This is a genomic window from Paenibacillus sp. SAFN-054, assembly GCF_051966755.1.
Classification (GTDB): domain Bacteria; phylum Bacillota; class Bacilli; order Paenibacillales; family Paenibacillaceae; genus Paenibacillus_AQ.
Genome location: NZ_JBQCKS010000003.1, coordinates 236896 through 261965, shown reverse-complemented (window position 1 = coordinate 261965; position 25070 = coordinate 236896). Strand labels below are relative to the sequence as shown.

Annotated in this window: 21 protein-coding genes and 2 pseudogenes; 10 read left to right on the top strand and 13 right to left on the bottom strand. The window is 54.0% G+C overall.

Going from position 1 to position 25070, the window contains the following annotated elements; all coding sequences use genetic code 11:
- Window positions 1-206 precede the first annotated feature (206 nt).
- Complete coding sequence (locus ACTHPM_RS17055) at window positions 207-575, top strand: DUF423 domain-containing protein (RefSeq protein WP_440396564.1); 369 nt, start codon at window positions 207-209, stop codon at window positions 573-575.
- A gap of 85 nt (window positions 576-660) precedes the next feature.
- Here ACTHPM_RS17055 and rlmN read toward each other — a convergent pair whose 3' ends face one another.
- Window positions 661-1758, bottom strand: coding sequence for a 23S rRNA (adenine(2503)-C(2))-methyltransferase RlmN (gene rlmN / locus ACTHPM_RS17050; RefSeq protein WP_440396565.1), 1098 nt, complete (start codon window positions 1756-1758; stop codon window positions 661-663).
- Between the two features lie 254 nt (window positions 1759-2012).
- Here rlmN and ACTHPM_RS17045 point away from each other — a divergent pair, with 254 nt between their 5' ends.
- Complete coding sequence (locus ACTHPM_RS17045; RefSeq protein ID WP_440396566.1) at window positions 2013-3212, top strand: glycosyltransferase family protein; 1200 nt, start codon at window positions 2013-2015, stop codon at window positions 3210-3212.
- A gap of 21 nt (window positions 3213-3233) precedes the next feature.
- Window positions 3234-4370, top strand: coding sequence for a glycosyltransferase WbsX family protein (locus tag ACTHPM_RS17040; RefSeq protein ID WP_440396567.1), 1137 nt, complete (start codon window positions 3234-3236; stop codon window positions 4368-4370).
- Here the strand turns inward: ACTHPM_RS17040 and ACTHPM_RS17035 are convergent.
- The 6 genes from ACTHPM_RS17035 to ACTHPM_RS17010 all read right to left on the bottom strand — a co-directional run bounded on the left by ACTHPM_RS17035 (window position 4367) and on the right by ACTHPM_RS17010 (window position 8325).
- Window positions 4367-4837, bottom strand: coding sequence for a hypothetical protein (locus tag ACTHPM_RS17035; RefSeq protein WP_440396568.1), 471 nt, complete (start codon window positions 4835-4837; stop codon window positions 4367-4369). The genes ACTHPM_RS17040 and ACTHPM_RS17035 overlap by 4 nt on opposite strands.
- 261 nt (window positions 4838-5098) lie before the next feature.
- Window positions 5099-5632, bottom strand: a complete 534-nt coding sequence (locus tag ACTHPM_RS17030) for a DinB family protein (RefSeq protein ID WP_440396817.1) — start codon at window positions 5630-5632, stop codon at window positions 5099-5101.
- 68 nt (window positions 5633-5700) lie between these two features.
- Window positions 5701-6645 (bottom strand): helix-turn-helix transcriptional regulator, encoded by a 945-nt coding sequence (locus tag ACTHPM_RS17025; protein ID WP_440396569.1) that lies wholly within the window; start codon window positions 6643-6645, stop codon window positions 5701-5703.
- Window positions 6646-6685: 40 nt separating this feature from the next.
- Entirely contained in the window at window positions 6686-7144 is a 459-nt protein-coding gene (locus ACTHPM_RS17020) for an SRPBCC family protein (RefSeq protein ID WP_440396570.1), read from the bottom strand.
- 49 nt (window positions 7145-7193) lie between these two features.
- Window positions 7194-7775, bottom strand: a complete 582-nt coding sequence (locus tag ACTHPM_RS17015; RefSeq protein WP_440396572.1) for a TetR/AcrR family transcriptional regulator — start codon at window positions 7773-7775, stop codon at window positions 7194-7196.
- 112 nt (window positions 7776-7887) lie between these two features.
- A complete protein-coding gene (locus ACTHPM_RS17010; protein WP_440396573.1) occupies window positions 7888-8325 on the bottom strand; it encodes a VOC family protein in 438 nt (145 codons plus the stop codon).
- 318 nt (window positions 8326-8643) lie between these two features.
- Between ACTHPM_RS17010 and ACTHPM_RS17005 the strand changes: the two are divergent.
- Window positions 8644-8889 (top strand): annotated as a pseudogene (locus ACTHPM_RS17005) (KGG domain-containing protein); the annotation flags it as partial.
- Between the two features lie 90 nt (window positions 8890-8979).
- On the opposite strand, the gene ACTHPM_RS17000 reads toward ACTHPM_RS17005, so the two are convergent.
- Together ACTHPM_RS17000 and ACTHPM_RS16995 are read right to left on the bottom strand one after the other, a co-directional pair.
- A complete protein-coding gene (locus ACTHPM_RS17000; RefSeq protein ID WP_440396574.1) occupies window positions 8980-10392 on the bottom strand; it encodes a hypothetical protein in 1413 nt (470 codons plus the stop codon).
- 363 nt (window positions 10393-10755) lie between these two features.
- A complete protein-coding gene (locus ACTHPM_RS16995) occupies window positions 10756-11730 on the bottom strand; it encodes an aldo/keto reductase (protein ID WP_440396575.1) in 975 nt (324 codons plus the stop codon).
- Between the two features lie 175 nt (window positions 11731-11905).
- On the opposite strand from ACTHPM_RS16995, the gene ACTHPM_RS16990 reads away from it, so the two are divergent.
- Window positions 11906-12046: a hypothetical protein gene (locus tag ACTHPM_RS16990; RefSeq protein ID WP_440396576.1), complete on the top strand. Its 141-nt coding sequence runs from the start codon at window positions 11906-11908 to the stop codon at window positions 12044-12046.
- A gap of 25 nt (window positions 12047-12071) precedes the next feature.
- On the opposite strand, the gene ACTHPM_RS16985 is transcribed toward ACTHPM_RS16990, so the two are convergent.
- Window positions 12072-13667 carry a PTS sugar transporter gene (locus ACTHPM_RS16985; protein WP_440396577.1) on the bottom strand — a complete coding sequence of 532 codons (1596 nt, stop codon included), beginning with the start codon at window positions 13665-13667 and terminating at the stop codon, window positions 12072-12074.
- Between the two features lie 287 nt (window positions 13668-13954).
- On the opposite strand from ACTHPM_RS16985, the gene ACTHPM_RS16980 reads away from it, so the two are divergent.
- A complete protein-coding gene (locus ACTHPM_RS16980; protein WP_440396578.1) occupies window positions 13955-14698 on the top strand; it encodes a hypothetical protein in 744 nt (247 codons plus the stop codon).
- A gap of 71 nt (window positions 14699-14769) precedes the next feature.
- Here the strand turns inward: ACTHPM_RS16980 and ACTHPM_RS16975 are convergent, their stop codons facing one another.
- The 3 genes from ACTHPM_RS16975 to ACTHPM_RS16965 form a co-directional block, all read right to left on the bottom strand.
- Window positions 14770-16407, bottom strand: a complete 1638-nt coding sequence (locus ACTHPM_RS16975) for a thiamine pyrophosphate-binding protein (protein ID WP_440396579.1) — start codon at window positions 16405-16407, stop codon at window positions 14770-14772.
- 66 nt (window positions 16408-16473) lie between these two features.
- Complete coding sequence (locus ACTHPM_RS16970; protein ID WP_440396581.1) at window positions 16474-19272, bottom strand: sensor domain-containing phosphodiesterase; 2799 nt, start codon at window positions 19270-19272, stop codon at window positions 16474-16476.
- A gap of 461 nt (window positions 19273-19733) precedes the next feature.
- On the bottom strand, window positions 19734-20783 hold the full coding sequence (locus ACTHPM_RS16965; RefSeq protein WP_440396582.1) for an NAD(P)/FAD-dependent oxidoreductase: 1050 nt from the start codon (window positions 20781-20783) through the stop codon (window positions 19734-19736).
- Between the two features lie 196 nt (window positions 20784-20979).
- Between ACTHPM_RS16965 and ACTHPM_RS16960 the strand changes: the two genes are divergently transcribed.
- The 4 genes and pseudogenes from ACTHPM_RS16960 to ACTHPM_RS16945 all read left to right on the top strand — a co-directional run bounded on the left by ACTHPM_RS16960 (window position 20980) and on the right by ACTHPM_RS16945 (window position 24842).
- Window positions 20980-21765, top strand: a complete 786-nt coding sequence (locus tag ACTHPM_RS16960; RefSeq protein WP_440396583.1) for an ABC transporter ATP-binding protein — start codon at window positions 20980-20982, stop codon at window positions 21763-21765.
- A 243-nt stretch (window positions 21766-22008) separates the two neighbouring features.
- Window positions 22009-22827 (top strand): annotated as a pseudogene (locus ACTHPM_RS16955) (iron-hydroxamate ABC transporter substrate-binding protein); the annotation flags it as partial.
- Window positions 22828-22833: 6 nt separating this feature from the next.
- Window positions 22834-23838, top strand: a complete 1005-nt coding sequence (locus ACTHPM_RS16950) for a FecCD family ABC transporter permease (protein WP_440396584.1) — start codon at window positions 22834-22836, stop codon at window positions 23836-23838.
- Complete coding sequence (locus ACTHPM_RS16945; RefSeq protein ID WP_440396585.1) at window positions 23835-24842, top strand: FecCD family ABC transporter permease; 1008 nt, start codon at window positions 23835-23837, stop codon at window positions 24840-24842. The genes ACTHPM_RS16950 and ACTHPM_RS16945 overlap by 4 nt, the downstream gene beginning before the upstream one ends.
- Window positions 24843-25070: the final 228 nt, after the last annotated feature.

Here is a 25070-nt window from a genome sequence, read left to right as displayed (position 1 = left end):
GTTAAAACGCTTGCAAAATGGAGCAAGACTCCTGTTTTTGAATGGTGCCTATAATCTCATTTTCGTGATGGATGCCATCCGGTTTTACCTTACCCCACCATTCTAACAAATTTTGTATGGCAATGGGGAAGCGATCCGATGAATGAAAGATGGACGTTGACGCCGGAGCCGGGCGGTCGTTAAGATGAGCGTAAGAGGTGATTGAAATGACAACCCTGCTGATACTCGGCGGCATCATGCTGTTCCTCGGGGTGGCGCTGGGTGCTTTTGGCGCGCATGCGCTCAAGGAGCGGCTGGATGAAAACCAGCAGAAAACATACCAGACCGGCATTCAGTATCACCTGATCCACGGGCTTGGCCTGGTGCTGATCGGGCTTTACGCCGGCATGACGGAGCATGCCTCCCTGACCTTATGGGCGGGATGGCTCATCACGGCGGGCATTATCCTGTTCTCCGGCAGCCTGTATGCCCTGAGCCTGACGGGAATCCGGAAGCTTGGCGCCATTACGCCCCTTGGCGGCGTGGCTTTTCTGGCCGGGTGGGTCATGTTTATCGCTGCGGCTGCGCAGGGATAAACATCCGAGAGCCGATGGAAGCCAAACAGCAAAAAAGAGCGCGTTCCCTTCAAGGGAGCTGCGCTCTTTTCGTTGCTTCTATCTTCTATTGGTTCGCAGCCCGGCTCGCCTTCGTGCCGCGTCCGCGATCACTCTGAATTTGCTTGCTGCGCAGCTGTCCGCAGGCCGCGTCGATGTCCGTGCCATGCTCCAGACGTACGCTGCAGCTGATGTTCTGCTTTTTCAGCGTATCGTAGAAGGCAGTGATCGTCTCCTGCGAGCTCCGCTGGTATTGGCTGTGCTCGTCGACCGGGTTGTATGGAATCAGATTCACGTTCGCCAGGGATCTGCGGTCGCCCACCAGCTCCGCCAGCTCCCGCGCATGCTCCGGCTGGTCATTGACATCCTTGAGAAGGATATACTCAAGCGTGATTCGGCGATTGGTCTTCTCAAGATAGTAGTCGATCGCCTCCATCAGCGGCTCAATGGGATATGCCTTGTTGATCTTCATGATCCGCGTGCGGATGTCATTGTTCGGGGCATGGAGGGAAATGGCCAGGTTTGTCCCCAGATCGCTGTCGGCAAACTCGCGGATTTTCGGTGCAAGTCCGCTGGTCGACACCGTGATATGGCGAGGGCCGATGGCAAGCCCCTTATGGTCGCGAATGATCCGGATGAAATTCGACATATGCTCAAAGTTATCGAACGGCTCGCCGATCCCCATGACGACAATATGGCTGACGCGCTCATCCTTCTGCTTCTGATCCAGGTACAGCTGCACCTTCATCACCTGTTCGACGATTTCGCCGCTGGTCAGGTCGCGGCTCTTGCTCAGCAGCCCGCTGGCACAAAAGCTGCAGCCGATATTGCAGCCAACCTGTGTCGTAACGCAGACGGAGAGCCCGAATTTATGGCGCATCAGCACCGTTTCGATCAGGTTGCCGTCCTGTAGGCGGAACAGGAACTTGACCGTACCGTCCGCAGACTCCTGCTTGGTGTGCTCTTCGAGCGTCTGAATCGCATAATGCTCGCCCAGCAGCTCCTGGCATTCCGGCTTCACGTCCGCCATTGAGGCGAAATCCGTCACACGCTTACGGTACAAACCTTCCCATACCTGCAGTGCCCGCGACTTTTTATGCCCGTGCTCAGCCAGCCAAGCGGCCAACTGATCGAGAGTTAATCCATAAATGGATGGTTTGTTCATTGCTGCTTTCCTCTTTTCAAAAAACCTAAAATTCAGTTCCTCTCTACTTTACCAGAAATGGAACGGCAATCTGCCCTTATTGTGCCAAAATTTTATTGTTAAAACAAGGGGAGACAGGCAGGATTTGCGCCGGAAAGATGCCGACTGCCGCTTGCCTATTTTTCGGCATTGCGCACACCCGCCCTGTAACAGGAGCCTTTCCCGACATATACTGATCCAAAAAAGAGGATGATTTCGTCGTAAAGGGTGTAGCCATGAAAAGAAAAAAAGGGTCCAGCAATCGCCGTCCCGTCATCCGGTCTTCGAAAAAAAGGACTGCCCGGAGAAACTCCCCTGCCCGAAAACTTATCCATAGCGCCGCTTCCGTTCGTCTGGAGGAATGGCTGAAGATGATATCCATGCGTTTCGATGGCGAACCCGTTGTCCCGCCCCGGGAACCCGAAAAGACGGACCTTGAGCTTCCGGAATTGAAGCAAGCGCAGCCGAAACCGCCCAGGCAGGCCGAATGCGGGACGAGAACAGCTTTCGCCGCTTTTAAAAATCTGCGGGTTCTTCTCGTCGCTCCGCTCTCCGATTCGGGGCACCCCGCGGAAGGACAATCCATCCCCGAGGCCCTGAGGCTTCTGGTCAAGGAATTGATCGTCGTCAAAGCTTATGAGGGCTTTTCCAATGCTTTAACCCGGCTTCATCCCGATGTTCTTCTGCTATTGGGCGGAAATGAGCCGGTTTCTTCCTACGATTTGGATGCGATACAGCTTTCCGGTACGCGTTCAGCCGTATGGATCGATGACGAGCAGGGGCTAAACGACGCTCTAAAGCGCGTGGCACAGGCTTTTGACTATGTATTTTCGCAGCATCAGGCGCATCTGGCCGCCTATCGGCAAGCGGGCTGCATACACGCGGACTATTTGCCTTTCCCCGCCGATCCGGAGGTATTCACCCCTCAATCCTGCCATGAATCGGACCGCTGCGATATTCTTGTCATCGGCGATGCTGAATCCAAGCATGAAGAGCACATCCGGGTAATCCGGGATTTCTCCGGCAATCTTCGCGTGCTCGCGATGGGCAGCGGTTGGGAGAAGCATTCCATTCCCGTCATCTCCGCTCCCTCCAGCGCCAGCATGCAGGGGATATACAACCGGGCCGGCACCATTATCCAGTGGGAGCCGGTTCAGCGTCGAGTATTCGAGGCGGCCGCCTGTGGCGTATTTCAGCTCGTGGAAGCAAGTGCCGATCTTTTTAAGTACATGGAAGCCGGCAGCGACGTCGTGCCGTTTCAGGACGCAGCTGAGCTTGGTACCCGTTTGACCCATTATGCCGGGGAGATTGACCAGCGCAGAAAGATCGCAAGTCAGGCGCTGTGGCGTTCGCATTACGATTACTCGCCTCTGCATATGGCGATGGAGCTTCTGCAGACGATGCTTCCTGCGCCGCACGCCGGATATACACCCTAATGCCGAAGGAGGCGTTCAAGCTTGAAGCTTATCGCATTTCTGCTGCCGCAGTTTCACCGGGTTCCTGAGAATGACAGCTGGTGGGGAGACGGATTCACGGAGTGGACGAATACCCGGAAGAGCAGGCCGCTGTACCGAGGACATCAGCAGCCCAGAGAGCCGCTTGACCATTATTATTATGACCTGACCGATGGCACCGCAAGACTGTGGCAGGCCAATCTGGCTAGCGCCTACGGGATCTATGGCTTCTGCTACTACCACTATTGGTTCCGGGGCAAGCGTCTGCTCGAGAAGCCTCTCAATCAGGTCCTGCGGCTCGGCGAGCCGCACTTTCCCTTTTGCCTGTCCTGGGCGAACGAACCTTGGACGCGCAAATGGGACGGCGGGGAACGTCATATCCTCCAGCCGCAGGATTATGGGAATGAATATGATTGGGAGCTTCACTTTTACGATCTATTAGAGGCTTTTGAGGATGAAAGATATATCCGGGTGGATCACAAACCCCTTTTTCTCATCTACCGTCCCGGAAATATTCCCCGCTGTGAGGAGATGCTTCATTTCTGGAACAAGCTGGCGCGCCAAAACGGACTCGATGGCATCTATTTTGTGCGGACGCTCGGCGGGTTTGCCGTGCCGAAGCAAGAAGGCTTTGACGCCAGCGTGGAATTTGAGCCCCATTACACGTTCGCCCACCATCACGGGAATTTATGGAATACAGTGGCAACGAGTGAAAAGCAGCCGCACTTGATTGTGGACTATGACAGCGTGTGGCAGTCAATCCTGGGGAGGACTCCCCATCGTGATGGCGAGACACTGTATCCGGGCGCTTTCGTGAACTGGGATAATACACCAAGACTCGGGGATAGGGGGCAAAGCTGCATCGGAGCCTCTCCGCGCAAGTTCCGCCGCTATTTGTCCTTCCAGATCCGCCGTGCCGTATCCGTCTACAGAAGCGAGTTTATGTTTATCAATGCATGGAATGAGTGGGCTGAAGGGGCCTTTCTGGAGCCCGATCAGCACCACCGTTATGGTTATCTTGAAGCCGTCAAGGAAGCATTGGCTGATCACGGGCTCTATCCTCCCCCATGCAATGACCCTTTGGGGAAAGCGGCCGTAAGACCCGCCCCGCTTGCAGCCCCGTTCTACCTATCCACCTAAGCTCTCATGATCCCCAGGTTCGGCACCCCGCCGCTGACATCCACGAACAGGACATAATCGTTGCCGTCCGTTCCCTTCAGTACGAGTCCGGGCTGTCCAGCCAGAATGGCAGGGTAGAACCGCAGCTGCTGGGCGCTGAATCCGCCGGGTGGAGTCGTCGATTGCGATACTGACGTCACCCGGTATACAGCATTGAGCGTGCTGCCGGCGTTGACCGATCCGAAGACCAGCGTGTCTCCGTTGACCAGATGTATCCCTCCCGTGGCCGTGTTCCCGGCTACGGTTTGATCACCGATCACCTGACTGCTGCCCAATACGGTTTGATTCGTGTTCACCTGCATGCTGCCCATGACTGTCTGGTTGCTGTTGACATGCAGCATTCCCCCGACGGTTTCGTTGCCGTCCACCTGCAAATTCTGATTGATGGTCTGGTTCCCCGTGACAAGCACGTTATCAAAAGTTGGCATTCGCTCTTCCATCCCTTCAACATAGATTAAGATAGGATATGTGCTTTGCCTGATCCCCGTACAAGTCAGCGGCACAATTTTATAGACATGTCATGTAAAATAGTGCGCCTGCCCCATTCCGATGAGCTAAGGTAGCCATCTATTGTAGATCTCATCATGCCTGCCCGATGGGGTGCGGTTTCGATCAACGACAAAAGGACAGCCTGCGCTGTCCTCTTCCGGTTTTCGGGATTAAACTCTTGATCGTTCCGGCATCCTCCCTCAAACTTCAGCCAAAAAGCCTTCCAGCCGCTCCTTTTGCCGCAAATGGTGGCGGTAATGCATTTCGATCAGGGCAAACCATTCTTCCGCGTTCAAAGCCCCAAACCCCGGATGGATAACCCGGTTCTCTGGCGGCGCTGTGTGTACCAGCGGCTCGGACTTCCTCATTTCGGCCAGGACATGTATCAGGCCTTCGCGGATTTGTTCCTTGCTGCCGGGCTGCGGAGGCGTATAGGCAGGGGACGGCGGAACCTGAACCCTTATCGGCGGAAAGGCCCGTTCGGCAAATGCGGCTTTCCCCCGTTCCGTTTTCTCCCCTCCCGTTATCACCCCTTCGGCTGAGGCAGCGCAGGTACGGACATTCTTCAAATGCAAATACAGCGATGCCTGAATCAGATGCATATACATTTGTCCGAGCGACCACTCCTCTTCACCAGGCTTGCGCGTTAATTCCTCCATGCTGAAGCACTCCAGCTCCTCCAGGTAGTGCTGCGTAATTCTCTCCAGATCCTGTATCGTTGCTTGCGTGTCTATCACAGCTTCGTTCCTCCTTGGATATAATCTTGAGATCAATATACAAGGAGGCTGCTGACAACGTTATGTCAGTAGCGTTTCAGGATTTTTTCCGCTTCTTCCCGAAGCCGCAAGCGCAAGAGTTCCGGTTCCAGGACGGTGACTCCCGCCCCCCAGCCCATCACCCAAGACAGAATTTCCTCCATGTGCCTGATGCGCAGCTTCACCCGCAGTCCTTCCGGCCGTTCCTCCAAGGTCTCGATATAGTATAGATCAGACTCTTTGATCCTGCCTGCCACCTCCGAATCTGCCAATAGGAGAACTTCGATATGGCGGTCATCCTGCGGCTTGTATGCCTCCAGATCAAAACCCGGAGGGAGCTCATAGCGATCCGGCAGCAGCTCCAGCCCGCTCATGCGGGCCAGCCGAAAGTGGCGGATATCCCGGCGAAGCTCGCAAGCTGCCAGCAGCATCCATTTGTCCCGGATATGCGCAAGCCCATAAGGTGCCGCTACGCGAATGCTGTCCCGCTCTCCGACCGGTCCGGTCGTTTTGGCGTAGTGGAATCTGATCTTTTGCCTGTTCAGCATCGCCCTCCGTAGGAGCTCCATATGTTCCTGCTCCCGCTTATTGCCCCCAGATTCCCTGGCCGGGAACAGACGCATGGTGGCCCTTACCTGCTCTGCCTCATGCCGCACATGCTCAGGAAGCACCGCCTCGATTTTTGCTCTGGACGATTCGGCATGAACGCCGTAATTCGGCTCGAGCTGTTTCTGGACGAATTCCGCGCCCAGCAGAAGGGTCACGGCTTCGCTGGCCGTAAAGCTCAAAGGAGGCAAGAAGTAGCCTTCCATCAGGGAATAGCCCTGACCCGGCGCGCCTAAGATCGGCACATTCGCCTCGCTGAGCGCCTGCATATCCCGGTATATCGTACGCACACTCGTCTCAAAGCGGGCTGCCAGCTCTTCGGCTCTGACCACCCGTCTGCCCTGCAGTTCAAGGACGATAGCCAGCAATCGGTCTGTTTTGTTCACTTGATGTTCGTCCCTTCGATTCCATATCTTCCTGTCCGGATTACATTCTCTCCGCCAGCTCCCTGATTCTGTCCAAAGCCGCTTCCCAGTACTTCTTCATCGTCTCCCTGGCATGCATATCCTCGAGCTTCTCCTGATGAAAGCTGATGGTCGTTTTTCCCGGCGATGCAGGAATGATGCGGATTTGCAGCGTTGACGGATGCTTCCACCCGGCACGCTGCCACTTCATGCGCAGCTGCTCCTGCGGTTTGACGACCCGGAGTTCTCCCGCCGTGCCCTCACTTGAGACAAAAGTCTGGCCAGGCAACAGCTCAAGGCCGTCCACCACGCCAATCCAATACTTCATTCCTTCGGAAGAAGCGAGCAAATCCCATGCCTCCTGAGGAGACAACGGAAACGTTCTGCGAACACCGACCTGAAAGCCCGCCGCGGCAGTCTTCCCTACCGGCGTGGCTGCAGCGTCATTTGCTGATTTCTTTTCTGGATGGGATACATTCATTACATGCGAACCTCCCTCTACTCCATTCATGTCATATCTGCGATATACATCATGGGGTCAGTGCCCTCACAAACAAATCCACGCTGCTTTCTTTGAATTCCTCTAACGTGACGCCGGTAATGGAGTCTGCCTGGAGAAGGCTCGTCATGAAAGCGCCGTAGTTCATCCACATAAAGTTCATTGCCTGCGCTTCCGGATTTACGGCAATCATCTTTCCCCTTCCCTGCATCTCGCAGAAATAATCCATCAGCATTTCCTTTAACTGTCTCGGATGCTTCTGGGCCTTCAACGTCACATCGACCATCTCGGCATCCCTCAGCACAATCTGAATGAGCTTCCGGTTGCGGTGCATGCTCTCATGGTAGTAATCCGCCAAGAGTCGTAAATCGGCCCTTAAATCCCGCACAAGCTCCTCCCGAAAGATCCGCTTCATGTCCTCGGTATAATAGAAATGGTCCACTGCCGCTTCCAGCAAGGAACGCTTGGTGCCGAATTGGCGAAAAAGCGTCATCTCGCTTACGCCTGCGGCCGCGGCGATTTCCTTGGTCGTGACACCGTTATAGCCCTTGGCCGCCATCAAGTTCATGACCGCTTGCAGCAGCCTGTCTTTACTGCTTCGCTTCTCGTTCATCTATGCTCAATCCTCTGTCGTTCGCCTCTTTTGTTAGTACTCACTAACATTTCTAATGTATTCCATTTTATGGCATATGTCAATAACAGAGACCCTGATTTCCGGAATACGCTCACCTCGCCTGATGCTCCTGAACAATTCCCCACATGTTCCCGTTCGGATCGTAGAATTTGAGCACCCAACCGAAGCCTTCATTTTTATAATGCGCAATGACCGCCCCGTTCTTTTCTAGCAAACCCGCCATGGTGTGGATATCATCCGTCGCATACAAGAGCACCGGCATCGCCGCTCCATTCACCGTAAAATTGGCCGTGGTATCATCAGCCGTCTGCCACAGCATGAGAGGAGGTCCGGACGGAAGTTCGAGAAATGCCCATGTATCATCGCTTTCCAGGAGCTTGAAGCCCAAAATGTCCTTATACCATGCTATGGAATCCTCCAAGTTCTTCACGGGAATTTGCATATGGAAAAGCGACTTGAGCCGCGAGCTGGCCCCCTTCTCGAACTTGTGCTCCTCAAAGCGATTGTCTTCCGAATAGTTATGGACCATGTCATTCAGCTCCTCTATACAATTTTGGAATGTTCATCTATATGTATTTGTTGCGCATGGCCCGACTCCTCTAACAGATTCAGAAGTTCTGCAGCTATTTCCCAGCTATTTTTGCGATTGCTTTTTGACCAGACGGGTAATAGTAGGCTACCGGGTCCGGTGGGATGACGCCGATTCAGGATATTAAAGCCTTCGGCGTCTATTCAAAAAAAAGATTAAGCAAAGTTTTTGTTTAACCCTCCCGGATCGCGGTTATATAAATAACGTAGCAATAACACAGATTATTGCAAAAATACAAAATAAAGGGAGAGATTAATCATGGCAGACAAAATGTCCAGAGAAGAAGCAGGTCGTAAAGGCGGAGAAGCAACAGCACGCAATCATGACAAGGATTTCTATCAGGAAATCGGCAAAAAAGGCGGAGAAGAAACTGCCCGTACTCATGATAAGGAATTTTACCAAGAGATCGGTGAAAAGGGCGGAGAAGCCACTTCCAAAAACCACGATAAAGATTTTTACCGCGAAATCGGTGAAAAAGGCGGAGAGTCCCGAGGTAAGAACAACTAAGAATGGGATCATGCCTTCATAAATTAGAATAAAAAGCACGATTTCAATGGCTCATTGAAATCGTGCTTTTTGCCGTTGTTTAAACCATTAGATGAGGAAGATGGCTACAAGAGTGGTCACGGTAAGGCCGATCAGCACCGGCTTCAGGTTCCGGCGCGCCAGCTCGAACGGGCTGACACCGCATATGGCCGCCGCGGGAATCAGCGCCCACGGAATCAGCGTGCCGCCACCGACCCAGATTGCAGCGATTTGTCCCATCGCCGTCAGTGTCGCCGCGCTGGTATGCGTCGCTGCCGCGAACAACTGGGCAATCGAGCCTGCAAGCGAGATGCCGGAGAATCCGGATCCATCCAGGCCGGTGATCGCGCCCGTAATGGTGGAGGTCACCGCACCTACCGCGCCATTCAGCGGAACGCTGCCCGCAAGTGCAATTCCCAGGTCGTTTACGATGCCATGCGAGGCCTCGGGCAGCACTTTGCCGAACAAATCGGTAAACGCCGCATCACCGAGGTAGAAAAACGCAGCGATCGGGATGACCGGACCGAAAATTTTGAAGCCGAACACAAAGCCGTCAATTAGATAGGACGTTATTTTCTCCAATCCCTGGTTCTTATGAGCAAGAAGCGAAATCACGATCAGGATCAGCACGGCCGTGCCGCCGACGAGCGCCGTCGCGTCTCCCCCTTGAAGCTTCAGCACGAACATGGCGGCTACATCCGCCAGGAACAGAAGGAGGATGGCTGCGGCCAGCCCTTTTTTCACTTTGGGGGGCAGCACCACATTCCCCTCATCTTCCCCGTCTGAGGCCAGCACATTGCCTGTGCTTTTCACGGATACGAGTCCGTCTCTCCAGGTTCCATTCTTCAGATCCTTGCGCATCATCCAGAACGCGGTTACCGTCGTCACAAGCCCCATCACGATCACGAGCGGCACGCTCGCTTCCATGACGCTTGTTACCGGAAGACCTGCCGCGTCTGCCGTCAGCTTCGGCGCCCCTTGAATGATATAATCGCCGGATAGCGCAATGCCGTGCCCGAACAGATTCATGGCCATCGCGGCGCCAAGCGCTGGCAGCCCGACCCGAATGGCTACCGGCAGCAGGACGGCGCCGATCAGCGCAACCGCGGGGGACGGCCAGAAAAACCAGGACGTGACCATCATGATGATGCCGATGCCCCAGAAGGCCAAGGCCGGCGTCCGTAAAAAACGCGTAAGCGGGGCCACCATCGCCTCATTAATTCCCGTGCGGATGAGTACGCGGCTCATCGCCACGATGATGGAGATGATCATGATCGTCCCCATCAGCTCTTTGGTGGCATAGATGAAGGAATTGAACACGCCGGAAACCGAGCCGCTGAGCATGCCCGTTGCCAGAATGCCGAGCGCAAAAACCCCGGCCACACAGATCATCGTCGTATCCCGTCTCCGGATAAGCAGCGCCATAATGAACACGATGAAAGTCAGATACACATAATGAATTGCCGTTAAATGAATGACCATCGCTTGAGGTCACTCCCTTCCCCTACTGCAAAGTGGTGCTATATGCTATGCAGGGGCCTGGGCGAATGTTCATGGGTGCGGGGCTCTTCGGTGTGTATGTCTACTTTTGAAAGCATTTCGGGACGACTACATCGAAATGTGGCTCCACATGCGTATCATCCCTCCAATCGCTGTTGTCCCCGAAATCCTATGAATGATATTTCCAATGTTATATTTCGGGTACAAAGGCGACCGCTAACGCTTCTTCGGGATCGATACGCCTGCTCCGATGCTTCGAAGTAGCGCAAAAACCACTCCGAAGAGTGGTTTTTGTGTGTATCTCAGGGCACTTGGCTGCGCGTTATGTGCTTCATTTTCAAGAGACTAGGAGAGGCGGTATGTCGCGAAGGGCTTTCCGTACCGGAACGGCTCGCTGACCTCGTTCAGGCTGCGAAGGGTCTCAGTGCTCAGGTCCAGCTCCAGGCTCTTCAGGTTCTCATCCAGCTGCTCGGGGCGGGTGGCGCCCACGATCACGCTCGAAACCACCGGCTGCTCCATCAGCCATGCGAGCGACAGCGTGCCCGGCGTGCAGCCGATTGCTTCAGCGATCCGGCTGACCTCTTCGCCCAGCGTCAGCGTCCGGTCGTTAATGAACCGGCCGAAGCTGGGGTCCGTCTGTGCGCGCGACTGCAGCGGCGCGCGGTCGGCAAAGCTGTATTTTCCGGTCAGAATCCCACCAGCCAGCGGAAAGTACGGAATGATGCCCACGCCCTGATCGAGGCACATCGGCACCAATTCCTGCTCCGGCGTTCGGTCGGCAAGCGAATAGCTAGTCTGAGTCGACACGTACCGGTTCAGTCCCTTAGCCTCGCTGATGCCGAGTGCCTTCATCAGCTCCCACGCGGCATAGTTGGAGGCCCCGATATAGCGCACTTTGCCGGAACGCACCATGTCGTCCAGGGTACGCAGCGTCTCTTCCAGCGGGGTACTCGGATCGAATGTGTGGATTTGGTACAAATCCACGTAATCGGTTCTCAGCCGCTTCAGGCTGCGATCGAGCTCCTGCATCACATGATAGCGCGACGAGCCGCGTGTATTGGGCCCTTCCCCGTTAACGAGGCCGGCCTTGGTCGCCAGAACGACCTCATGCCTGCGCCCGGACAAGGCCTCGCCAATAATCCTCTCGGATTCCGAGCCCGCATAAATATTGGCCGTATCGATGAAGTTTATGCCCCGATCGATGGCCTGATGGATAATCCTCGTGGATGTTTCCTGATCTGCGCGTTTTCCGAATGCGTTGGTCCCTAATCCCAGAAGGGACACCTCCATGCCGCTATGTCCAAGTCGGCGATACTTCATCGTCATCTGCTCCTTTATCGATAGGTTAAGACGCCCTTTCTGACGCTTTCATCTATCGTATTTGAAGAGGAATTCTACCTTTCTAGGATATCTTCCCTCACCGGTAATTAACCTCATTCATCAACTATAATGGATATTCCTCTTATTCCATGACCAAAGAGAAAGGCAGCGAGCTATGAGCCAAGATGAATTGATTGTCACTCTAGTCAAAGGCCATAAGCGCCTGACGCCCCGGGTCCCTCTCCGCAAGTTCGACAAATTCGTGTTCGTCATCCGGTACAGACTGCCATATGCAAAAACCCGGCTGGTCCTTTAGACAGGACCAACCGGATTTCTGATGATTAAGCTGATTGTTGAACGGATACGCCTTCTTCCACCCGCTTCCGGCTTCTCGCCGCCTTATTGGCCACGAGCGTTACTGCAAAAGCAAGCAGCAGTGCCACGACCATGGAGAGGGTGAACCCGATCACGTTATTGGATAGCAGCGGTCCCATAAAGGACGGGACATACGCGGTACCCCGCACATTAAACACGCCTACCAATCCGCCGCCGACGCCCGCGGAAAGGATGGCTCCCGTGAATACCCACTTGTTCGAAAACATGAAAGGATACGCCGCTTCCACGAACGTGCCGAAGCCCATGTTGATCAGGAAGCCCGGCGCCGCGACTGCGGCCTCGCCTTTGTCTCTCGGGGCTACGATGTTCGCGAGCGTGATGCCTGCGGACACCATCACCAGTCCGACCATATCGATGGCTCCAAGGAAGCTGTTGCCCGTCTTCTCCATCTCGAGCAGGACGATCGGCAAGATCGCCGCATGGTATACGCCGCCCAGGATGGCAGGCCAGATCAGCAGGCCGCCGATGACGCCGGCTACGATCGGGTTAAACGCTATCGCTTCATTGATTAGGTACTTGATGAATTCACCCGCCTGCAGCGCGAACGGAGCAACCAGATAATACATGATCAGGCCGGATATCAACCCGGCGAAGCCGCCGGCCACGATGTTGACGGTCGTCATCGGAAACCGCCACTGAACGCATTTGACGAACAGGAACTGTACGAGCAGTCCAGCACCGATTCCGCCGAGGATCCCCCCGATAATCCCGCCGTTGATAGACAGCGCGCCTGCAATGACCCCCGCCACGATCGATACCTCGTCCAAATCGGAAATTTGCTTGGCTGCGATAACTGCCAGCACGACCGGAAGGGCCTTCAGCATGACATCGAACACTTCGCTTAACCCTTTTAATGCAGGGATCTGGCTTAACGCAAGCACGATGGCCATGGCAATAAAGCCGGGAAGGGACGACTGCATGATCCCTTTCAAATTGATTCTCCGCCACGGTTTACCGGAAGCTGTCAGCTTTGAACCTTCCGGACTGCCAAGCACCGGTATGTATTTCAAGCCCCAATGCTTGCACAGCGAAGTGATGAACGACACCGCCCGGGTACGGTTCGTGGTTCCCGTCGTTCCGGAAGTGGCGATCACATTCGCTCCCTTGGAGCCGATCAAGGCCATGGAAGTGCCCCCCGTACCAACGACCGGGATCTTCCGCTCTGCCGCCGCCTCGATCGTCATCCGGTTGGCTTCCTCCGGGTCCGCGCTCATCACGATCAGGCCGTCGACCTGCCCGGACCGGATCAGACCGGCCATCTCGCTATCCATCTCGGCTGCTGCCAGGTTCACTTCCTTCAGGGAACCTGCTGCCCGCTTCATCAGCCCGTGATCGGAAGGGCTCCATCCATATAAAACGGCCGCCGTCGTTTCTTTGGCCGTGTCCATCGATTCCGATGCCGCGATGAACTGCACTCCGCTTATTTCAATGCCCGCGCCCTTGCACTGAGCCGCAATTTCACCCATCAGCTTGTCCGGATCCTTGCCACCCAAATTAAATAAATTGCCGCCGCTGCTGCCTATGACTGCTAATCGTTTCATGATGCGCTCCTCTATTGATCGATTTCAACGCTTTATTTAGGTACCGTATTACCATATTATAAGAGTAAAATGTGAGGTGAACAACCGTTTATTCAAAACGTGAGCCTGGCAGCCCGCTGGGCGATCATTCTCTCTTCTATTAGATCCTTCATTCGTGCATGTACATGCCCACATCCGGGACAGTACGAAACATCTCCATTAAAAAGAATAGGGTTGTGGCAAGCCCGGATTAAGCTATAATAATATCAAACCAGGGACTGGATAACTTTAACATTTTCGGAGGTTCTATGAATCCATCACACACATCCCAAGATACGATTCGCAAACATATTCTTGAAACGTTAGCCAAGCGACTGCCTGCAGCCAGCCCGACCGAACTGGAAGAACGGCGGCTCGAGCTGAGCAAAGCGGAGCAGATGGACGCCTATCTGCAATCTTTCGAAGGGGAACTGACGGCCGATGCCGTCCATGCCGTCGTGCAAACCGTATTCGAAATCGATCTGGATCAGGTTTCGCTATTAACAGAGGGCGAGAAGGAAGCCTTGGCGGCGGCTGAAGCTGATACGGCATCAGATGTTTCCGGCAGCAGTATGCAGCCCCGCACCATTATCGATTCCCAGCTTGCTGCTTACGGCGGTCACCGGACGGGTCCGGAAATCCGCAGCATGCTGAATCGCCTGTTCGGCGTGAACCTGGATGCCATTTCGACACTGGAAAAAGCGAGAATCTCGCTGTACTCCAAAGGTCAATGGATCGTACGGCATGACCATGATCTGTTCGTCGTATTTACCGGCGAAGGGGACGTGGATGTCAAAGTATACCCGACCGGGCTGTACAAGGCGCAAGCGGGGAAGAGCGGACTGCCGGAGGACCTTCAGCAGACACTCCGCAGCCTTGGCTACCGGCCTGACACGGAACAAGACGGTTACTATTACGCCGATCCGCACGGACAAGCGGTAGCCGATGCTTTTAAAGGGCAAACGATGGGCGCTATTATGGCAGCGATTCGCAGCTCATGCGCTCATTTATAATCTTGACCATGCACCCAAAAAAGGGCCCTGATCTTCTCGGAAGATCAGGGCCCTTTTCGTTTCCAACACTTCTATTTGCCGAAGGAAGACAGGAACTTCACGCGGTCACCCATCGGCGGCGTATTGTTGTCCACCAGGGCAACCTCCAGCACCGCCGGTCCGCCGTTATTCAGCAGACCGCGAAGCGCCTCCTGGCTCAGGTCGGCCAGCTCGTCCACACGGAAGCTCGGAATTCCCATCGCTGAAGCCATGGCAGCAATGCTGATCGGCTGCTGTCCGAAGGACGCATGCGAGCGTTTATATTGCAGCTCGTGTCCGTGATATACCATGCCAAGCCGGGCATTGTTCATAACTACGAACAGGATCGGCAGATTATACTCCTTCGCCGTCAGCACCTCCATGCCATGCATGAAGAAGCAGCCATCTCCCGTGATGCACACCACCGGACGGTCCGGATCGGCGAGCTTCGCCCCGATGGCGGAGCCGATGCCGCTGCCCATCGCACCGAAATGCACGTTAATATCGAACGTATTATAATCGAGCACGTTCATATAATGGATTACATAGGACATGAACTCGCCGATATCCACCGTATAGCGCGTATCCGCAGGCAGGTGCTTTTGCAGGTTTTTAAGCACGTTCTGCGTATTATATTCTTCCGTCACCGTATAGCCCTGCGGTTTCTCGAACGCCGCAGCATCCGCCTTGGGCAGGCCAAGCTCCTTCAGCTCTTCCAGGAGGAACATCAGGCTCAGGTTGATGTCGCCCAGCACCGGGATATCGATTTCGTACTTCCGGTTGAATACGGTCTCGTCAAAATCCATCTGCACGCAGAATCGGTTTCGCGTCAGATTCACATTCCAGTTGTTTGTTGCAGTCTCACCCAAACTCGAACCGAGGATCAGCAGCGCTTGCCCGTCCCCTTCGTTCACGAGTGCGGATGCTCCTTCATGGCCTGCGAATCCGAATACGCCTGCATGCAGCGGATGCTCCTCAGGGAGTAAGCCCTTGGCCTGCGGGGAAGTCAGGATTGGCCAGTTGAGCAGCTCTGCCAGCTCCATCAGCTGGTCCACCGAATTCCGTACGCCTTGTCCCGCGAAAATATACCCCTTATCACGCTGCGTCAGCTCCTCTGCCACACGCTTGATCACACTTAAATCCGGAACGATCGGCGCTCTTTTCGGCGGGGCAGGAATGATGACATGCTCCACTTCGCCCTGCTGCACGTCGATCGGCATCGCCACATGGACCGGCCCAGGGACGCCGGAAACGGCGATTTCTACGGCCTTCACCACTTCAGCCAGCAGATCCTTGGACTCGCGGACCATCACGCTGTACTTGGTTACCGGACGGAATACCGGCTCCGCATTCAGCTCCTGCGATGCGTTCAGCCCCAGGGTATTCACCGGAACCGCGCCCGTCAGGAACAGCACCGGAAGGTGCTCTCTCATCGCATTGGCGGCGCCTGTTACTAGATTCGTTCCGCCGGGACCGCTGCAGCCGATCACGACGCTCATCTCATTCGAATATTTGGCATAGGCCGCCGCCATGTACGACGCGGCCCCTTCATGCTTGGTGACAACCGGAGTAATTTCAGGCATTTCCACCAACTGGTCGAACAACACGTTAACCGACCCGGCCGGAATGCCGAAGATATGTCTGACGCCTTGTCCCTTGAGATACTCCAATACTGCGCGAGCTGCTTTCATAGCAATCCTCCTAAAAATTCTTTATTTATCTATGGTGTAACAGAGCGAACGCCTGCCCCGCAGGGCTTAGTTCACTCCACAGGATAGGTATAATTCCGCAATGTCCTCCGCTTTCATCGGACGGCTGAAATAATATCCCTGCATCAAATGGCAGCTTCGGGCAGCCAGAAACTCCGCCTGCTCCTTGGTCTCGACGCCTTCGGCGATTACGTTCAGCTGTAAATTCTGGGCCAGCGTAATAATCGTGTTGGTAATCGCCGCATTATCCTCATCCTGGATGATATCCTGCACGAAGGACTTGTCGATCTTCAGCGTGCTGATCGGGAAGTTCTTCAGGTATCCAAGCGAGGAATAACCGGTCCCGAAGTCGTCGATCGCAATGCTGATGCCGAGACCTTTGAGCTGCTCCATCGTCTTGAGCGTAACATCGGAGTTTTTAATAATTTGGTTTTCGGTTACCTCCAAGTGGAGATACTCCGGCGACAATTCGGTCTTTTTCAGAACGCTTTTGACCATTCCGAACAGGTTGTCCTGTTCAAACTGCCGCACAGATAAATTCACCGAGACGCTGATACGCGGATAGCCCTTGCGATGCCATTCCTTGATCTGCATGCAGGCGTTACGAAGCACCCATTCCCCGATTGGGACGATGAGCCCTGTTTCTTCCGCAATCGGGATGAATTCGTCCGGAGACACCATGCCCTCGGTCGGATGATTCCAGCGCAGCAGCGCCTCCACGCCGACGATTTCGTTCGTCTCATAATTAATCTGCGGCTGATAATAGATCATAAGCTCGTTTTGATCGAGCGCTTTATATAGGGCATTCTCGAATTTAACGATTTCAAAAGTACGCGTATCCATGCCCGAGCTGAAGAAGTGGTAGCTGTTCCCCGAAATCTCCTTCGATTTGTACATGGCGGTGTCTGCGTTTTTAATCAGCGATTCGCTCGTGTCCCCGTGATCCGGGAACAGGCTGATGCCGATGCTCGTTTTGATGTACACTTCGTTATCCTTGACATAGAAAGGCTCGGCGAAGGAAGCGATGACCTGATTGACGACCTTCATGATCTCTTTCCTGTTCTGGATATTCGGCAGGAAAATCGTAAATTCATCCCCGCCTTGGCGTGAAACCGTGGCACTCTTCGGGATGCAGGCGCTCAGCCGCTGAGCCACATCGCGCAGCAGCAGATCCCCGTACGAGTGCCCCAGCGTATCGTTGATGAACTTGAAGCGGTCCAAGTCCAGGTACAGGAGCGCTACTTTTCCCCCATTCATTTGGGCATACTTGATGCCCTGATTAAGCCTGTCTTTGAGCAGCACCCGGTTAGGCAAATCCGTCACGCTGTCAAAATACGCATGGTACTTAATTTCTTCTTCCATCTGCTTGCGCTGTGTAATGTCCTTAAAGGTAACGACGTCACCCACGATGTCCTCCCCTTCCTTGATGGAAGAGATGACATATTCCACGGGAAAACTCGAATTGTCCTTGCGGTAAAAGCGGTCGTCGGTGTGACAGTTGCTCCATGCCCGCTGGCCCATGCCGTTTTCCCGGTCCTTTCTCGCTTTTTTGCCGTTAAAAATCACACTGCCGGGCTGACCGATCAGCTCGCCCTTCGCCTCATACCCCAGCATGGCTGCACCTGCCGGATTGCAAAACGTAATGTTGCCCTCCAGATCCAGACCGAAGATCCCTTCCCCGGCGGAGTTCAGGATGAGCTCCTTCTCCCGGCTCAGCTGCTGAAGCTCGGCAACGACCCGTTCCAGCTCCTTGTTCTTCACCGTAATCTCCGAGGTTCGCTCCTCGATGATGACCTCCTGCTTCTCCATGTAAAGAAGGTTGGACAGCGTGGAAGCCGTCGCTTCGGCGATGGATTGGCACAGCTGGATCGTCGCCTCGGAATATTTGATGATTTTTTCGCCCAGGTTCACGACGGCAATGACGCCCAGCACCTCGCCCATCGACACAAGCGGGAACATATACATTCCTTTGATACCGAAATCGTGGCAGGCCTCGTGGTTCGGTCTGTCATCCTGGAAAACATCAGGGATGATAATAACCTTCTTGGTGCGGATGACCTCTTGAAAAACGGCGTCATTCTCCGGATCGATTTTGATTTTCTGATGCGTCCGCATCCAGTCCTCCTCGGTCCAGTCACTGTCCTTGCTCAGCTTGGCCGGCTTGATTCGCTTTCCAGCCAGCGGATCGAGCAGATGCGCGCCGACATTATAGTTGTTCAGCACTTTCGCTATATAATAAAAGCTGGTGTCCAGTCCTTGCTGCATAGTGGAACACATCGACAGGTTGCGTGTTACGTCAAGCAGGAGCTGCTTCTCGGCGATCAGGTTTTCCTTATGCGTCAAATTGTTGGCGTTGCGGATCGCGACGGCTGCCATGTTGACGTAAGCCTCGACCGTTTGAATTTCCGACTCTGTCAGGTTCATCGGAATGCCGTAATCGAACAAAAAGGCGAGTCCGAACAATTCCTTCTCATATGAGATGGGTAGCACGAGGAGTGATTTGATCTCAAAGCCTTCAATGGCCCAGGCATCCGGGCGTTCGTCTTGGGAAGTATCCGGAATGTAGATCGTCTTTTGCGTCTCGATCACTTCTTTGGCCAGCAAGTCATGGTCGGTATCGATGATATGCATGTCCAGCGTCATGCCGTTAATGGTTTCCGGTTTGCCGACATATCCTCTGAACGTCCCATCCTCCTGCGGCAAGTAGATCCCTACCGAATCACACCGGACGATTTCCTCCGAGATTGCAGTCGTTACATGTTGTAGTACCTCTCGTAATTCCAGCTTCGTGTTGATTAATTTCGTAATGTTCGCAAGCCGGGAATACCTCGTTTGCTCCTTCACCATCACACGCTCTCCCCTTGTCAGTCTTCATTTGACATCGATGTATGGTCCTGTCCTGTTAAATAAGAACTATTTATTTCTTGCAAGCGTATGATCTCTCTATCCTAGTCTCCGGCCATACTTATCTATTATAAGGTCCTATTTTCCTTATTTTAACTCAAATCGGGTTCTTTTTTATATATCCATTCCTAAAAAAATAGTAATTTTTAGTTATTTAACCATGCCCATGATAAAAACATACACCAAAAGGAATCATCCAGCGGCATTACTCATTCTTTTCGGGCATTTTTCCTGATTTTCAGCCCCTTGGTTAGAGCATGTTTTGCCTTTTTTCTATAAGAAATGAGGCCAAGTTAAGATGCTGTTCTTATTGCGATAAAAAAACCCCCTCATTTTGAGGGGGCTTATGCTATCCACATCCGGCTAATATTCAGATCATCCATAGATATGTAAGGTGACGGGGCTTAGCCCATCATTTTTTTGACAAGTTCCTTGTTGCGGTCCTTAAACAACTCATTATGGGAGGAGACCATAGCGTATCCATCGGCATCCGGCTGAATGAACATCTTCGCTTTATTGACGGCGTTCGCCGCGTCCTGGAATGCACCCGCGATCAGATGCAGCTTGCCGTCATGCTTTAGAATGTCTCCTGCCGCATACAGGCCGGGAACGGAGGATTCGCTGCTGGCCGAGCCTGCGATGTAGAATTCATCGGCGATATCGATCTTGAGCGTACTTTGCTGTAACAGGGATGCGTCCCGCTCGTAGCCGTGATTAATGATCACCTCATCCACCTCCAGCTCCAGCACTTCGCCGGTTTGGTGATGGCTCAGTTCCACGCGTTCGATCACCTCGTGATCGCCGCGCGCAATTAGCTTCGTAATGGAAGTATGCGACAGGCATTCGACCGAGCTGTTCAGCAGGTGGCCCACCGTCGCCTCATGACCGCTTAGGGCTTCCTTGCGGTAAGTAATATAGACCTTCTTCGCGATCGGCTCGAGCTCGTTCGCCCAGTCGATGGCCGCATTCCCGCCGCCGGAAATGATGACGGTCTTATCCTTGAATTGCTTGAGGGATTTCACCGTATAATGAAGATTGCTGACTTCGAACCGGCTCGCGCCTTCGATATCCAGCTTCTGCGGGTTCAGGATGCCGCCTCCGACCGCCACGATGACGGTCTTCGACAGATGCGCGCGGCCCGAAGTCCCGTGGAGCTCGAAGATGCCGTCTTCCCGGCGGGTAATGGATTCAATTTTCTCATTCAGCACGACCTCCGGGCTAAACGTCAATCCCTGCTGTACCAGCTGCTCGATCAGCTTGGCGCCAGGCATCGGAGTCAGACCGCCGACGTCCCAGATCATTTTTTCCGGATACACATGGACCTTGCCGCCAAGCTCGGACTGGAACTCAATAATTTTGGTTTTCATTTCCCGCAGCCCGCTATAGAAAGCGGAATAAAGTCCAGCCGGACCCCCGCCGATCACTGTCATATCGAAAATTTCTTCCTGAACCATTTCCGCTCGCTCCTCAGCAATCTATATTAATGATAACAATTCTCATTCTCATTAAAAATATACACGTATTTCGCTCACTTTTCAAGATTCTATTGACAATTCCACAAAATAAACTTATCCTTTTAACGATATTGAGAATCATTATCAACTAATATTTCGAGTGAGAACATCAATGTGATATAGGGGGACACCGGCCATGGTTCGGCTGTACACGACGGAACTGAATATAGGATACGGCGAGCGCTCCATTGTAAAGAATCTCAGTGTGAACATTCCCGACAAACAGATTACCGCAATCATCGGCTCGAACGGCTGCGGCAAATCCACGCTGCTGAAGGCGATCACCCGGATCATTCCGCACCAAGCCGGGACAGTCATTCTGGACGGCGAAAACATTGCCAAGGAAAACACGAAGCAGCTGGCGAGAAAGATGGCTATCCTGCCCCAGACGCCGGAAAGCGCAGCCGGCCTGACGGTCGGCGAGTTGGTGTCCTATGGACGCTTTCCTTATCAAAAGGGCTTCGGACGACTGACTGCCAAGGATTATGAAGTCATTGACTGGGCGCTCGAAAAGACGGGCACCAAGGACTACAAGTTCCGTCCCGTCGATACCCTCTCCGGGGGACAGCGGCAGCGCGTGTGGATCGCTATGGCGCTGGCCCAGGAAACCGACATCATCTTCCTCGACGAGCCGACTACATACCTCGACATGGCGCATCAGCTGGAGGTATTGGAGCTTTTGCAGAAGCTGAATCAGGAGCAGCAGCGTACCATCGTCATGGTGCTCCACGATATTAACCAGGCAGCGCGTTTCGCGGACTACCTCGTCGCCCTGAAGGATGGCGAAATCGTCAAAACGGGCAGCAGCGAAGAGGTTATTTCCCACGAGGTCCTGAAGCAGGTGTATCAGATCGATGCGGCCATCGGACGCGATCCGCGGACGGGTAAGCCGATGTGCGTCACCTACAATTTAATTAAGTAGCGGAGTTAATGAGAAGCAGGATTTAAGCTTTAATTTTTTTTTTTAAAAGATACATCCGAAATTCCGAGTTCACAGATCCGGATACAAAAAACATTTCCTATGGAGGAGTTTATTCCCATGAAAAAAGCGTACTTGCCCCTTATATTATGCCTCATCCTGATCCTTAGCGCTTGCGGCACAAAAACGGCGAGCGAGGAGCCTGCCGGCGAAAAGGTCGAGGGCAGCGCAGCAGCCGATAGCGCCAAAGCGCAAACGATCACCTACCAGTCAGAAAGCGGACCTATTGAAGTCCCTGCCGATCCGAAGCGCGTCGTTGTCCTTTCATCCTTTGCCGGTAACGTCATTTCCCTGGGCGTGAATCTCGTCGGCGCAGACTCCTGGTCGAAGATGAACCCGAACTTTCAGGATCAGCTGAAGGATGCACAGGAGGTTTCCGACGAGAATCTGGAAAAGATCATGGAGCTGAATCCGGATCTCATTATCGGTCTTTCGAATATCAAAAACGTCGATAAGCTGAAGAAAATCGCTCCGACGGTCACCTATACCTATGGAAAAGTGGATTACCTGACGCAGCATCTGGAAATCGGCAAGCTCCTCAACAAAGAGAAGGAAGCCCAAGCTTGGGTAGATGACTTCAAGGCCCGCACCCAAAAAGCCGGCGACGAAATTAAGGCAAAAATCGGACCGGACGCCACCGTATCCGTTATCGAAAGCTTTGATAAGCAGCTGTATGTATTCGGCGACAACTGGGGCCGCGGCACCGAAATTCTGTATCAGCAAATGAAGCTGAACATGCCGCAAAAGGTGAAGGATGCCGCCTTGAAGGAGGGCTATTATGCCTTGTCTCCAGAGGTTCTGCCCGATTTTGCCGGCGATTACGTTATCTTCAGCAAAAATAAGGATGCCGATAACTCCTTCGAAGAGACGAACACGTATAAAAACATTCCAGCCGTAAAAAACAACCATGTGTACGTGGCCGATGCCAAAGCGTTCTATTTCAACGATCCTTTGACGCTCGACTACCAGCTGGATTTCTTTACAAAAAGCTTTCTCGGGAAGTAAGGCGCCATGAACAAGGTAGAACGCATCCCATTCATCTTTAAACTGCTTGCGGCCATCGTCTTGTTCGCAGCCATCTTTATCCTCTCCATGGTGCTTGGAGCGGCGCACACCCCTTTCGGCGACGTGTGGTCCGCCCTCACAGGCGGAGCCGGCGGCGAGAAGGTAACCATGATCCGCGAGATCCGGCTGCCGCGCGAGATTGCGGCGATCTTCGTGGGAGCGGCGCTGGCCGTCTCCGGGGCCATCATGCAGGGCATGACGCGCAACCCGCTCGCAGATCCGGGTCTCCTCGGCTTGACCGCCGGGGCGAATGCGGCGCTCGCCGTTACGCTGGCGCTCTTCCCGTCCGTCAACTACTTCGGCCTGATGATCGCCTGCTTTATTGGCGCCGCGGTCGGAGCGGGCCTGGTTTTCGGCATTAGCGCCGTCAAACGGGGCGGATTCTCCCCGCTTCGCATCGTGCTTGCAGGGGCAGCCATTTCCGCCTTCCTGTATGCCGTTGCGGACGGCATAGGCATCGCCTTCAAAATCTCCAAGGACGTCTCCATGTGGACCTCCGGCGGCCTCATCGGAGCCAACTGGGATCAGCTCAAAGTCATCGTGCCGTTTATCGTCGTCGGCGTTCTTATCGCCATTCTGCTGTCCAAACAGCTGACGATCCTGAGCCTGAGCGAGGAAGTCGCCGTCGGCCTCGGCCAGAAAACGGCCCGCGTCAAAACGGTATTGTTCGTCGTTACCGTGATGCTTGCCGGCGCTTCCGTGGCCCTGGTAGGCAGCTTGACCTTCATCGGCCTTATGATTCCGCACATCGTGCGCGCCATTGCCGGTACCGATTACCGCTTCACGATTCCGATGTCGGCTATCTTCGGCGCCGCATTCATGATGCTTGCCGATACGCTGGCCCGTACGGTCAGCGCGCCTTACGAGGCGCCAATAGCAGCCATTGTCGCTATTTTGGGTCTGCCGTTCTTCCTCATCATCGTACGCAAAGGAGGAAGGGCATTCTCATGATCCATCCATCGCTTATTCGGAAACAGAGGCTTGTGCTGATAGCCCTGTTCCTGCTTATTGTCTTGACCGTCGTCGTCAGCATGGGGCTCGGATACTCCTCCCTGTCTTTCGACCGGCTCATCCCGACCCTGTTCGGACAAGGAACGTTCAAAGAAAACTTCGTCCTGTTCTCTGTTCGGCTGCCGCGGATCGTGATCACGCTGCTTGCGGGCATGGCGCTCGCGCTGTCCGGAGCCATCCTGCAGGGCATCACGCGGAATGATCTGGCCGATCCCGGCATTGTCGGCATTAACTCCGGCGCAGGGGTGGCGGTGGCGCTGTTCTTCCTGTTCGCCCCGATCGAAGCCGGATCGTTCATTTACCTGCTGCCGGTCGTCGCATTCGCCGGTGCGATGGCCACCGCGGTCCTGATCTATGTTTTCTCCTATAACCGCAAAACCGGCCTGCAGCCGGTGAAGATGGTACTCATGGGCGTCGGCTTCTCCATGGCGTTCTCCGGCATCATGATCGTGCTGGTGTCCTCCGCCGAACGGGAGAAGGTCGATTTTATTTCCAAATGGATCGCGGGCAGCGTCTGGGGGGCCGATTGGCCATTTGTCCTGGCCATTCTTCCTTGGCTGATCATCCTGATTCCTTTTACGATGTACAAGGCTAATCGTCTGAATCTGCTGTCCCTGAACGAACCCGTTGCCATCGGCGTCGGTGTGTCGCTGAACAAAGAGCGGATCGTCCTTCTGTTAACAGCGGTGGCGCTCGCCGCTTCAGCCGTGTCGGTGACGGGCGGCATCGCGTTCATCGGTCTGATGGCGCCGCACATCGCAAAAGCGCTGGTCGGACCGCGGAATCAAATGTTCATTCCCGTGGCTATTTTCCTCGGAGGCTGGCTGCTTGTGCTGGCCGACACGATCGGCCGCCAGGTTCCCAGTGCGGACGGATTGGCGGCAGGCATTGTGGTCGCGCTGATCGGTGCACCATACTTTATCTATTTGCTGCTCAAAAAATAACCATTCTTATAAAAGCTCAAGCAGTGCACGGATCATTATCCGAGGCCTGCCTTGAGCTTTTTTAGATTGATACCGTGGACGCAGCAACTGACTGAAGTTCGAAGCCGCACCGGAACTGATTTTGTTTTTGCTAAAATAATCAATAATTTTTTCGCCTCCTCGCCACCCTGACATAAGGCTGTCAGGGTGGCTGGCTTAATATGAATATATAAGAGTTAACCAAATCCA

Excerpts from the sequence above, each read along its gene's own strand:
- ACTHPM_RS16965 (WP_440396582.1), bottom strand. The coding sequence starts at position 20,783 with ATGGTTCAGGAAGAAATTTTCGATATGACAGTGATCGGCGGGGGTCCG.
- ACTHPM_RS16985 (WP_440396577.1), bottom strand. The coding sequence starts at position 13,667 with ATGAAACGATTAGCAGTCATAGGCAGCAGCGGCGGCAATTTATTTAAT.
- ACTHPM_RS17055 (WP_440396564.1), top strand. The coding sequence starts at position 207 with ATGACAACCCTGCTGATACTCGGCGGCATCATGCTGTTCCTCGGGGTG.
- rlmN (WP_440396565.1), bottom strand. The coding sequence starts at position 1,758 with ATGAACAAACCATCCATTTATGGATTAACTCTCGATCAGTTGGCCGCT.
- ACTHPM_RS16980 (WP_440396578.1), top strand. The coding sequence starts at position 13,955 with ATGAATCCATCACACACATCCCAAGATACGATTCGCAAACATATTCTT.
- ACTHPM_RS17000 (WP_440396574.1), bottom strand. The coding sequence starts at position 10,392 with ATGGTCATTCATTTAACGGCAATTCATTATGTGTATCTGACTTTCATC.
- ACTHPM_RS16950 (WP_440396584.1), top strand. The coding sequence starts at position 22,834 with ATGAACAAGGTAGAACGCATCCCATTCATCTTTAAACTGCTTGCGGCC.
- ACTHPM_RS17035 (WP_440396568.1), bottom strand. The coding sequence starts at position 4,837 with ATGCCAACTTTTGATAACGTGCTTGTCACGGGGAACCAGACCATCAAT.
- ACTHPM_RS17015 (WP_440396572.1), bottom strand. The coding sequence starts at position 7,775 with ATGAACGAGAAGCGAAGCAGTAAAGACAGGCTGCTGCAAGCGGTCATG.
- ACTHPM_RS17020 (WP_440396570.1), bottom strand. The coding sequence starts at position 7,144 with ATGAATGTATCCCATCCAGAAAAGAAATCAGCAAATGACGCTGCAGCC.
- ACTHPM_RS16990 (WP_440396576.1), top strand. The coding sequence starts at position 11,906 with ATGAGCCAAGATGAATTGATTGTCACTCTAGTCAAAGGCCATAAGCGC.
- ACTHPM_RS16945 (WP_440396585.1), top strand. The coding sequence starts at position 23,835 with ATGATCCATCCATCGCTTATTCGGAAACAGAGGCTTGTGCTGATAGCC.
- ACTHPM_RS17045 (WP_440396566.1), top strand. The coding sequence starts at position 2,013 with ATGAAAAGAAAAAAAGGGTCCAGCAATCGCCGTCCCGTCATCCGGTCT.
- ACTHPM_RS16975 (WP_440396579.1), bottom strand. The coding sequence starts at position 16,407 with ATGAAAGCAGCTCGCGCAGTATTGGAGTATCTCAAGGGACAAGGCGTC.
- ACTHPM_RS17010 (WP_440396573.1), bottom strand. The coding sequence starts at position 8,325 with ATGGTCCATAACTATTCGGAAGACAATCGCTTTGAGGAGCACAAGTTC.
- ACTHPM_RS16960 (WP_440396583.1), top strand. The coding sequence starts at position 20,980 with ATGGTTCGGCTGTACACGACGGAACTGAATATAGGATACGGCGAGCGC.
- ACTHPM_RS16995 (WP_440396575.1), bottom strand. The coding sequence starts at position 11,730 with ATGAAGTATCGCCGACTTGGACATAGCGGCATGGAGGTGTCCCTTCTG.
- ACTHPM_RS16970 (WP_440396581.1), bottom strand. The coding sequence starts at position 19,272 with ATGGTGAAGGAGCAAACGAGGTATTCCCGGCTTGCGAACATTACGAAA.